The organism is Polaromonas sp. 39-63-25 (assembly GCF_002278925.1).
GTDB lineage: Bacteria > Pseudomonadota > Gammaproteobacteria > Burkholderiales > Burkholderiaceae_C > Polaromonas.
The window spans coordinates 1-10,633 of the sequence record NZ_NCJH01000039.1; the positions used below are offsets into that span (position 1 = coordinate 1).

10 protein-coding genes and 2 pseudogenes are annotated in these 10,633 nt (G+C 56.7%); 6 read left to right on the top strand and 6 right to left on the bottom strand.

Translation table 11 applies throughout. The features are described 5' to 3' along the window. Positions 1-179 precede the first annotated feature (179 nt). The 4 genes from B7X65_RS23565 to B7X65_RS23580 are packed head-to-tail and all read right to left on the bottom strand — an operon-like array spanning position 180 to position 5,284. Positions 180-3,197, bottom strand: coding sequence for a Tn3 family transposase (locus tag B7X65_RS23565; RefSeq protein ID WP_293596665.1), 3,018 nt, complete (start codon positions 3,195-3,197; stop codon positions 180-182). A 42-nt stretch (positions 3,198-3,239) separates the two neighbouring features. Continuing rightward, the gene (locus tag B7X65_RS23570; RefSeq protein ID WP_293596666.1) at positions 3,240-4,556 is read right to left on the bottom strand and encodes a site-specific integrase; all 1,317 of its coding nucleotides are present in this window, start codon (positions 4,554-4,556) and stop codon (positions 3,240-3,242) included. Between the two features lie 49 nt (positions 4,557-4,605). Beyond that, entirely contained in the window at positions 4,606-5,007 is a 402-nt protein-coding gene (locus B7X65_RS23575; protein ID WP_293596667.1) for a type II TA system antitoxin MqsA family protein, read from the bottom strand. A 1-nt stretch (position 5,008) separates the two neighbouring features. Beyond that, positions 5,009-5,284, bottom strand: a complete 276-nt coding sequence (locus tag B7X65_RS23580; RefSeq protein WP_366557381.1) for a type II toxin-antitoxin system MqsR family toxin — start codon at positions 5,282-5,284, stop codon at positions 5,009-5,011. A gap of 92 nt (positions 5,285-5,376) precedes the next feature. On the opposite strand from B7X65_RS23580, the gene B7X65_RS23585 reads away from it, so the two are divergent. Further along, positions 5,377-5,682: a hypothetical protein gene (locus B7X65_RS23585; protein WP_293596668.1), complete on the top strand. Its 306-nt coding sequence runs from the start codon at positions 5,377-5,379 to the stop codon at positions 5,680-5,682. A 124-nt stretch (positions 5,683-5,806) separates the two neighbouring features. On the opposite strand, the gene B7X65_RS23590 is transcribed toward B7X65_RS23585, so the two are convergent. After that, complete coding sequence (locus B7X65_RS23590) at positions 5,807-6,265, bottom strand: MgtC/SapB family protein (RefSeq protein WP_293596669.1); 459 nt, start codon at positions 6,263-6,265, stop codon at positions 5,807-5,809. A 336-nt stretch (positions 6,266-6,601) separates the two neighbouring features. Between B7X65_RS23590 and B7X65_RS23595 the strand changes: the two genes are divergently transcribed. The 5 genes and pseudogenes from B7X65_RS23595 to B7X65_RS23610 form a co-directional block, all read left to right on the top strand. Next, entirely contained in the window at positions 6,602-8,227 is a 1,626-nt protein-coding gene (locus tag B7X65_RS23595) for a phosphoethanolamine transferase (RefSeq protein WP_293596670.1), read from the top strand. 81 nt (positions 8,228-8,308) lie between these two features. After that, positions 8,309-8,626, top strand: a complete 318-nt coding sequence (locus B7X65_RS23600; RefSeq protein ID WP_293596671.1) for a copper-binding protein — start codon at positions 8,309-8,311, stop codon at positions 8,624-8,626. Next, the gene (locus tag B7X65_RS23950; protein ID WP_366557382.1) at positions 8,613-8,924 is read left to right on the top strand and encodes a transposase; all 312 of its coding nucleotides are present in this window, start codon (positions 8,613-8,615) and stop codon (positions 8,922-8,924) included. The genes B7X65_RS23600 and B7X65_RS23950 overlap by 14 nt, the downstream gene beginning before the upstream one ends. A gap of 96 nt (positions 8,925-9,020) precedes the next feature. Beyond that, complete coding sequence (locus B7X65_RS23605; protein ID WP_293596672.1) at positions 9,021-9,764, top strand: class I SAM-dependent methyltransferase; 744 nt, start codon at positions 9,021-9,023, stop codon at positions 9,762-9,764. Positions 9,765-9,855: 91 nt separating this feature from the next. After that, positions 9,856-9,960 (top strand): annotated as a pseudogene (locus B7X65_RS23610) (transposase); the annotation flags it as partial. Positions 9,961-10,123: 163 nt separating this feature from the next. Here B7X65_RS23610 and B7X65_RS23615 read toward each other — a convergent pair. Further along, positions 10,124-10,536, bottom strand: a pseudogene (locus B7X65_RS23615) (IS3 family transposase); the annotation flags it as partial. Positions 10,537-10,633: the final 97 nt, after the last annotated feature.

Genomic DNA, 10,633 nt, shown 5'->3' on the forward strand with positions numbered 1-10,633 from the left:
GCAAGAGAAGTTCAAGTCGGCACCAAACAAAATCAGTCTACAGGCCGCGCCAATGCTTGATCTCCGGCTCGGCGCATATCATTTAACCGGACAGCAGTGCTGGACTATCTAGGTTCACAACCCGGCTTCGTGTCGGGTTCTTTTTTTAAGGGCGATTAGAAGGTAGTCAAAGGGCACCACTATCGAGCAAGGAGTGACGGATTACCTATGGGGGCGGGAATTATGGTGGCGTCGAAGTTCAAGGGGCCGATCTTCCGCCGGAAGTCCAGCGTGTAGTCGCCAAACCGGTTGATGTGCGCCGTGCGAAACGGCGCCAGGCTCGCCAGGATCTCCAGCGTGATCTCGGTCCCCTCGTCGCGAAGTTCCTGCAGCACCCTCGTCATGCCCACCACGTTGTGCAGGATGATCATGTTCGCCACCAGGTGGTTGTACTTGATCACCTTGCGCTGCTCGTGCCGGATGTTCTCGGCGATGATCCCCTCTCCCCCAAAAAATGACCACTGGGCAAAGCCGTTGAACTGCTCGCTCTTGTTGGTTTCGGCATGGATCACCTTGCGCAAGCCGACATCGCCGATGTAGCTCAGCAGGAACATGGTCCGGATGACCTTGCCGAGCTCCACAAATGCGAAATACAGTTTGTTCTTGCGGCTGTAGGTGCCGAGCCGGCGCAGGATCGCGGACGGCGTGATCTTGCCGGTCTTGATGGAAACCGCCACCCGCAGCATCGCCGGCAGATGCAATTCAATTAATCGCCAGTCGATCACGTCGCTAAACAGCGCATTGATGTTCTTGTAAACATTGCCCGGCTCCGGGCGATGGAATTTGAGGTCCTGGATACCCCGGATGCGCGGCATGAGCTGGATGCCCAGGAGGTGCGCCAGCGCGAAGACGGGGTAACTCTGGGCCTGTGTGTCGCCGTGAATCGTGTCCGGCCGGATGTCCGATTCGTTGGTCATCAGCCCGTCAAGGATGTGGATGCCCTCATAGGTGCCACACGAAATGAAATGGCTGAACAGCGCGATGAACTTGTCGGACACATGGTAGTAGCCGATGCCGCCGTAGCCGCCATAGCGGATATGGTGCTCGGACAACAGGTTTTGTTCATACAGGTTCCACTTGGTGCCGTCGGCCGACGCGTGTTTGCCGGTGCCCCAGTAGCCCGGCAATTCAAACTTGTTGTAGGCGTTGATCACCTTGACGATGGCCTTGTCCAGAAGGTCTTCGCTGACGTATTTCAGGTTGAGCCAGGAAATCTGGCGGCGGCTCAGCCCTTTGATGGATTTGGCGGTCTGCACCGGCCCCAGGTTGCAGCCGTAACAAAACAGCGTCGTGATGACGCGCATGCGCAAGTCCTCAAGACGGCTGTCGGTCCCGGCTAGCGGCCGGAACAGCTTGTGCAGGTCCAGCCAACGCTCGGTATCGATCATGACATCCACGATGCTGGCCGCTTCCATCCGGTCGGTGATCATGGCGTCAATCCGCGCAACGGCCTCCAGGATTTCGGAGGGCGGTGGTTTTCTGAGTATCAGGCGCCCGTCGACAATTTCCGCGTGGGAGTTTTCAGGGAAATTGGCATCTATTTCCTTCGCCCGCTGTGACATGGCCGATTTCAGCATGGACACAAAGACGCCAGGATCTGTCTCGATGCCGGTGACCTGGCCATAGTCGCCCACTTCTTTTTCAAAGGTTTCGTCATCGACCAGCTGCTCGCGGTAGTCGTCATAACGCTCGCCGTACTTGATGAAGAGATCACCCGACTTCAGGTCGTCCTTGACCGCATGCATGACCGCCAGCTCAAAATACCGGCGGTGGACAGCCTCTGCCCGGCCCTTGCCTGAAGGCCGGACCAGCACCAATTTCTTCCACTGGGCAGACATCCAGCGGAAATCCTTGTCTTCACTCAGGCTCAGCGTGTCCAGTAGGACGATGTCCGTACGGTTATCGCGCAGCTTGTAAAGGGCCTCGATCAGCCGCTCCACCACTTGATCCTCGCTGCTGGCCTTGGGCGAGGCAATGCCGATGCAGTTGAGCAGCTGGGCCCGGACCATCTTGTAGGGCTGCAGCAGGAAAGGCAGGTGGTTGCGGCCGGCATAGGCCAGGTGCTGTTCGCACTCGTTGAGCAACTCGTCCACCTCGGCCACGAGGGTGGTGCTGATGGCTTCGACGCGCTGGGTGTCCGTGCCCTCCAGTTGAAAGGCGCCCAGGATGTCCTTGAGCTGGCCGACCAGCATGTCGGTTTTCTGGACCCGCTCCTGCTGGAAGGAGAGCAATTTCTGCCTGGCATTGTTTTCCAGGTTCTGCATCAGGCGAATAAACAGGTCCGCGGCGTCATCCAGGGACTGGGCATGCTGCGCCCGGATGAAGATCACCGCCAGGGCGTAGCGCTTTTGCGGCTTGAGCTCGGCCATTTCGGACGCATCAAGCGCGCGCGCCAGGTGCCGGAACTGCTTGAGTTTGGGCACCGGAACGTCAGGCTTTGGCAACTGCTCCACCAGGTACTGCAGGCGCCGGATGTGCTGGATGTAGGTGCGCGTTTCCTTGTTGGTCGGCCGCTTGGGTTCGCGCTTGAGCATTTGCCAGGCAGAAACCGACTCGCCCGTGGCGGTTTTAAGCAAACTGTCGATCAGGGTCCGGGGATGAGCTGTCAGCTGGCTGGTGATTCCGGAGAAATAGCGGTTGTTGCTCTTTTCCCGGGCCCGAAACGCCATTCGATCCAGCGTCGAGAAGGCTGGCAATTCGTAGCGATGATGGACCAATTCCTCCAGCATCACGTTGATGATGTCGGCCACCGCGTGTTTGGTCTCGGCCGCCGTGTCGGCCACGACCTCCAGCCAGGCATGGCCCACCGAGTCCAGCGGTTTCACATTCAGGTGCCGGCGCAAAGCTGCAAAAAGCGCCGTGCGCGAGCCTGATGCCTCGAAGCGCTTGAGGTCCGCCGCCGGGGGCGGCCGAATCACGCCCACCTGCTGCGCAATGTGCTCCCGGATCACTGGCGGCACCTCGGCCAGGGGGATGAAATAGCCCAGGCGCTGGAAGACCTTCAGGTGGATCAGCGCCGCCATGCGCGGCAAGACGCGTTTGCCAATGCCGGCAGCCAGACGTTGTTCATCCTCGGTCGGCGTATAAAGCTCCGCCAGCTCACGAGGCGTCGGATCGGGTTTCAGGCTGGGATAAGCCGTCTCATGGAGCGTGGTCATTCGCAGGGACTACCCCGCCTGGCGGCAATGCTTCCCATCGCCTCAATCCCAATAGGTGTCGGTGGCGGGTTCGTGAAGCGAGGTTTCCAGCAGGCACTGGTTGTCCTCGGCGATGCGGTACATGTCATCGAGCAGCGTGGCGATCACCTCGTCCAGCAAGTCGCGGGACAGGTAGGGAACCGCCAGCTCGTAGAGCGTGCCCTCGGTGTTCAGGCGTTGCATCGCAAAACGCTCGAAGCAAGTCTGCTCGATCAGCCGGTGGCCACGGGCCAGGCCGCGCGACTGCTTGCTAAAGCGGGCCAGCACCAGCGTGACGCGCAGGACCGCCACGGGCGTTGTTCCTTCGGCTGGCGGGCGGGGAACTTCGGCCTGTTCGGTCAGCAGCAGCAAAGGCGGTGGCGGCTGCGGAACTGCCGGCGCCAGGACTGGCAGACCCTGCTCGAAGCGGGCTTGCAGGCTGGCGTTCGTCGCATCCAGGTAGCGCATGGCCGATTTGACGTCCTTCCAGCCGACGTATTCCATCAGTTCCTTAATGTCCCAGCCGCTGGCGCGGGCCCAGCCGGCAAAGCCGCGGCGCATGGAGTGGCTGCTGTAGTCCTCGGGCGACTCGACGCTGGCCTCGGCGAACAGGCTGCGCAGCAAGGGAATCAGGCTGTTGGCATGCAGGCGTTCCTCGGCGACATGGCCCCAGCGGTCGATCTTGCGAAACACCGGGCCCTCGGTCAAGCCGGCCAGGCTGACCCAGGCGTTGAAGGCGGTCACGGGGCACAGTCGGGACAAGGCTGGGCATTGGAAGATCCGGCCCTGCAGTTGCCGGTCGCCTTTGCTGCGGCCCAGGTAGCAGGCCATGCCCTGGCCGGCGGTGACTTCGGTGTTTTCAATGCGTAGGTTGACCAGTTCGTCGGATCGGAAACCGCGCCAAAACCCCAGCAGCATCAGGCTGCGGTCGCGCGTGTGGCGCAGCAAGGCCGGCTGATCGCCGGAGCGCTGGGCATTGCCGATGGCGGTATCGAGCCACTGATCGACCTGCTGGAGCATTGCCAACTCCATGGGCCGCGCGCGCTTTTCTGGCACCGCGTGAATCGAGCGAATGCCTTTGAGGACCTGGCGCACCAGGGCCGACTTGGTAGGGTCTGCAAAACCTTGGTCGGTATGCCAACGGGACAGCGCCGCCAGCCGCTGGCGCAGCGTGTTGATGGCCAGAGTAGCCGCGTGGTCGGCCAGGTAGCGGGAAACGGCGTCGGCCGTCGAAGGCAACAAGCCTTTCCACTCAACCTCAAAATGCCGAATGGCCGAAGCGTAGCTCCGGCGCGTGTTGTTGCGCTCGGCAGCCTCAATGTATTGGGCAAGACCAGTCATCTCACTATCGCTGTGACGTGCTATTTAAAAAAAGCAGACAAGCGAATGGTTAAGCGGCCTTGACCTCATTTAGTAATTCGGGATGTCGGTCCAATACCTTGAGCAGTTTTACCAGAACCAAGGGTAGCTTTGTTCGGCCGTTCTCATATCGCGAAAATGCATTGACGCCACCACCAAAGATCTCCGCCGCCTCGCGTTGATCCAGGGCAAGCTTGTTCCGTACACTGACGATGAACCCTGGGTCAACGATGGAGGCGTTGACTTGTTTGTTGAAGGCCAACATGGCGGTGCTTGTACCTGCCGACTCTGCCATGTTCAGCACCACTTCGTTGCACGCAGGGCAGAAGTCGCCAATCACCGCAGGGATCACAGTCACCTCCCCCTTGTAGGTATACGGCATGTCACGCGTGTCGCTAACCAAAGTTGCCGAAGCGCAAGATGGGCATTTCATTTCATAACTCCTTGAAAGACACGATGAGCACTTCATCGATTATTGTCAGCTTCAAATAAACTTCACCGGCCAGCGTGGTCGGCCGGTAGACGTCCTGCCAAACTGGATAGTCTGCGTGGCTGGTCATGCTTTTATAGAAGTCAGCTGTTGTCATGGCCAAAATCACTTCAAGCATCCCGGCAAAATCAAAACCCATTTCAGCACCGCCCGCCAGCGCTGAAAACGTTGAGCGAACGTCGCCTACCTGCACCATCGCTTGAGCTTGTCCAACTTGCAATTAGGAACACTTTTCTCCATTGATTTTAGTTTACCTAAAAGGTTATTTCGAGCAACTCAGTTATTCTTCGCGCAGGCAATTTAAGAAGTCGGATGAACGAAAAAACTGCACCCCAACACCCGACGAAAAAGAAAACAATGAAGATGCCTGGCACCCAAACCGTGGACAACCCGCCGGTTGACAAGAAGGCGCCGAATGCACAGCGGCGAGAATTTACCCCGAGATTGCTGGGTTCGTTCCTGATGAGGATCACTTTCATGTTTTCCGAAAACTACAAGGAGACTGGTGGGAGTGCGCCGGCCCGCTTCGTCCAACTGACCGATTTTTTGGATGAGGCAAGATTTCAAGCCAACGAGCATTCGAGGCAATCTATGTGTCGCCATCGGTATGCGTCATGAGCGCCGAGACTCACTTGTCGATGCGTTGCGCGCTTGCAAACTCCTCACAGAAGTGCTTCATTCGAATCTGGTTGAACCCTTAAATATGCAATGCGCATCGGGAAAGTCTACTAACGATGAAAGATTAGCTTTTCCCATCTCCAGAATCAGTTGCTTCGGCCTTGAGTTTCCCAAGCGCAAAGAGAACCAAAAAATTAGCGAGTGCAAGAACAAAGCCAATGTCGTAATACCCAAAACCAACGGCGGCACCCACGACACCCGTGTTCAGGATGCTGGCTGCGGTGGCCGTGCCGTGCGTCGTTGTGCCGGCCTTAAGAATGGCACCACCACCTATAAATCCTATGCCCGTGATGACCCCCTCCAAAATCCGGGCATGCCCTACCGAGCGTTCTCCCAGCACTTCAATCGCGAGCAGTACGAAACCGCAGCTCGCCATTGCAACGATAGGGAATGTTCGAAGGCCGGCGCTTCGAGATCCGTGTTCCCGGTTCCACGCAATGGGCAGAGTAAACAAAAAAGCCAGGGACAGTCGGACAAGATGATTGGTCACATCTCCCCAGACGCCCCACAAAGAACTGGTCATGGCAGTGGCCTTGAAATGGTGTGTTGAATTTTATATCGTAGTTGCATTTGAACTGATGCAATACAGAAGTATTTACTGATAAATACGCTCACCCTAAATGGGACAGACATGCAATGACCAATAGAAGAAAATCTCGAGCGGCATACCGACAGCGATATCAGGGGGTCCCTTTGCCGACAAGCTTGGCATTACATTTTCGAAACGTAACCCAAATCCCCTCAATACAGGCGGTCCTCGAAAACCTCGACCTGTCCGCTGGCTTTTGCGGTACGAATCTCACCAGAGCACGGTGGCCGACGACCGGTCCAATTGCCGCTTTCAAAAGGCAGTATTGAGATGACGAAGCGGACGTTTTCCCGGCTCGGCCTCTCGTTGATAACAAGTGTGTATATGGCGACGATTGCCAACGTCGCGCTCTGGCGCGAGCTCAGTGCCCTCAACCTCCTGAACTCATTTGCGGGTTGGGGCTTGGCGGCTGCGCTTGCGGCGGCGATCACCGGCTGCCTCACTGGCATCATGAGTCTGTTCGCCTGGCGGTGGACGTTTAAGCCCGTAATTGCCGTGCTGCTCGCGATGTCGGCGGCGGGTGCCTATTTCATGTGGATGTATCACGTCGTGGTGGACGCTGACATGATCATCAACGTGCTGCAGACGAACCCGGCCGAGGCTATTGCGCTGTTGAACGTCAGAATGCTGGCAGCGTTGCTTTTCCTTTTTGTTATCCCGCTTGCGTTCGTCATCTGGTATCCCTTACGCTGGGGGCCTGTGCTGGGGCAAGCAATACGAAACTCGACGACCGTACTGCTGTCGTTGGCCGCAGTGGCTGCTGTGCTCGTCGCTTCCTACCAGCCCATGGCTTCGGCCATGCGAAATCATAAGCAACTGCGCTACCTGATGAATCCCTTGAACTCGGTGTACGCGCTCGGCAGGGTGACTGCTAAGCCCTTCGCGCGTAGCAGTTCAGTGTTGAAAATCGTGGGGGCGGACGCAGTGGCATCACCGCCTGCGGTCAGACCCCCGCTGCTGCTTCTGATAGTAGGTGAGACCGCACGCGCGGAAAACTTCGCGCTGAATGGCTACGCTCGCTCTACGACCCCGGCGCTCGAGCGCGAGGGCGTAGTAAGCTTTCGCCGGACCAGCGCGTGTGGCACCAGCACGGCTGCATCCCTGCCATGCATGTTCTCTCCGCTGGGCAGGGAGAAGTTTAATAGCCGTTCCCACGAGTACGAGAACCTGCTAGACGTCTTGCAGAGAGCCGGCCTAGCCGTTCTTTGGCTGGATAACCAGTCCGGCTGCAAGGGCGTTTGCGACCGCATACCTTATGAAACTACCCGACGCAACGACTCGACCCTCTGTTCAAGCGGCGAGTGCCTCGATGAGGTACTTCTGAACGGCCTGGAGGATCGACTGGCCGCACTGCCGATAGAGCGTCGGGCGCGCGGAACGGTGATCGTGATGCACCAGATGGGGAGTCATGGTCCAGCATATTACAAGAGATCTCCGCCATCGTCGAAGAGGTTCCAACCGGAATGTACCAGCAACAACTTGCAAGACTGCAGTCGTGCTGAACTTCTAAATGCTTACGACAACTCCATCGCTTACACCGACCAGTTCCTGAGCTCGGCGATTCAATGGCTCAAAGTACGCCAGGACAAGTTCAGCACTGCAATGGTGTATGTGGGCGACCACGGCGAATCCTTGGGCGAGAACAATCTCTACCTTCATGGGCTACCGTATGCGATCGCCCCCGATGTACAAAAAATTGTTCCCTGGATCACCTGGCTCTCCCCGGCATTCACTGAGCTGGCGAAGCTCAGCATGCCGTGCCTGCGCCAACGTAGCGGTATTCCACTCAGCCATGACAACCTTTTCAGTTCCATTCTGGGCCTGATGCAGGTTCGCACATCTGACTATGCATCGGGTGCGGATGCCTACTCTGCCTGCTCGCGTGCTGGCGGTTAAAATGAGATCAATTTTTCAGAGGCGCCGGCCAAGCGAAAAGGGCTGGTTTATTCATTCCATGATGGATGAATGGAGATAAGCATGGAAAAATCTTGCTGCTACAAACGCTTGCTGGTGCTGACCTGCCTTACTCTTCTGCCTGGTGCCCGCCTCCTTGCGCAGCCTTCGGCGACGGACTTTCTCGCCGGGCAGATCTTGAAAATCGATCTGGAGGCAGCCCGGATCACGCTGCGTCACGGACCAATTGCCCACCTGTCTTTGCCTGCGGGAACAACAAGCTTTCGCTATTTTGAATCCCGCTGGGTCATTGGCCGCAGGCCCGGGGATCGGGTGTTGTTCCGTGCGGACCGCTTCGACCTGGCGTTGCGGCTCACAATGCTTGTCTATGTGCCTCAGTAGATTCGCTCCCATAATCTATCGGGACTGCATCCCCGTCAAAATGCGTGACGCTGGAGCCATACGGGTCAAAGCCGTATATGGGGCGCTGGGCATCAGAAGGACTGGCGAGAAGGGATTGCTGGGCCTGAGAATTGCCAGTCCGAGGACGCCATGTTTTGGCTGGAAATCGAAACCGAAGTCAAAAACCCGGGGTTGCGGGGTATCTGCATTTCAAGGTGTTGTGCCCAAAACGGCAATGCAGCTTTGCGTCGTTTTAATGGTGCGCTACAGCCTCAATTACGTGAAAGGAAAACTGTGAAAAGTGCTAGCTGCCGACTTGACGGCAATAATTTATTGCGTCTAACCGCACGGATCGTTTATTGCTGCTGACATTTCCCATATTTTTATACATGCCATGGCGCAACATCAAAAACTAGATCTAATACCCCGTGGCATGACCTGCCGGGGAGTGCACAGAGCCATCATCGAATATTTGCTCAGATCGCCTGGGGATTTGACGAACACTAGTATGTTGGATGTCCCTTGTGGGCGAGGTGATTTGGCTCTTTCCTTGCGCCGCTTCTTTCCTCAAGCGGACGTGCGAGGATGCGATTTGATAAAGCCTGAAGGGCTCGCTTCACGGGACTTCGTATTTGTTGATGCGAGCCGTAAATTCACTGTCTTCCCGGAGAAAAAGTTTGACTACATTTTTTCGGTCAGCGGAGTCATGGAGTTTGACAATACGCTTCAGTTTTTCGAGAGTTGCCACGACCACTTGCGGAATGGAGGAAGTTTTCTCGTCACAAACGACAATATCGTGTCCGTGCGCGACCGGATTTCTTATTTTTTTCTGGGAAAGGTCAGGCAGTATCACTTGTTTGTTACCCCAGGTCAGGGGAGCTGGAAGGTTATTCCCATTCATAACCTTCTGAGGATTCTCCAAGATGCGGGATTTGAAACTCGAGAAGTGCGATATACATCGCTGCTTTTTAAGGACTGGTTAATGTTGCCACTGGCCCTTCTTGTCTATCCGATTCAGCTTGTTTATATGACCTTGAGCCGTTCAGAAATGCCGCTGGCTGAGCGGCGTGTGATGTATCCATTTCGTTCGCTACTTTGTCGACATTACATAGTTGTCTGCCAGAAGAGCGCCATCTAAACGCGTTGCCTAAATCTGTTCATAGAGATATTGGACTTGACCCGTTTCAATAGACACCTGATAAGGTCGAAATTGAGGAGGAGAGAAAATCATGAAGAGAGTCAACTACACACCCGAATTCAAGGCTGAGGCAGTCAAACAAGTCATTGAACGGGGTCACGGTTTGGTGGAGGTTGCCAACCGGCTCGGTGTTTCTGAAGTTGAAGTTGACCCCATCCCACGGACGGGTAATGGCTTGATTCTCAAGCCGATGATTGCACAGGTGCAGGGTTGTCCACGGCGGCGGTCGGCGCATGCGACGAACCGGCCGACGCGGTGGGCAACCCGTGTTCGGAAGCGCGATCTTCGTGCTCGATTTGTTTCCTTTCAAAGTGGATGGGCGACAGGTAGTTCAGTCCCGAGTGTCTGCGGCGCGGGTTGTACCAGCCCTCGATCCAGGTGAAGAGGGCCGTGCGCGCCTCGGCTTGGCTCTTCCAGCTTCTGCGGTTGATCAACTCGCATTCCAGGCTGGCGAAGAAGCTCTCGGCCATCGCGTTGTCGTAGTCGTCGCCGACGGTGCCCATCGACGGGTGCACGCCCATCTCCTTGCAGCGGCTACCGAAGGTAATGCTGGTGTACTGGCTGCCCTGGTCGGAGTGATGGATGACCGAGTCAGGTTTGCGCGTGTGCAGCGCCGTGTTCAATGCCGCCAACACCAGATCGACTGTCATGCGCTCGCCCATGGACCAGCAACGACTTTACGACTGAACGCGTCGATCACTACGGCCAAGTAGGGGTCTCCTCGTTTTCAGTGCAATAAGTGACGGTACGAAAAGCTAGCACTGGCGCGGAGGTGGTGTTGGTAGATCGTTGATTTCATTGACTTTCCT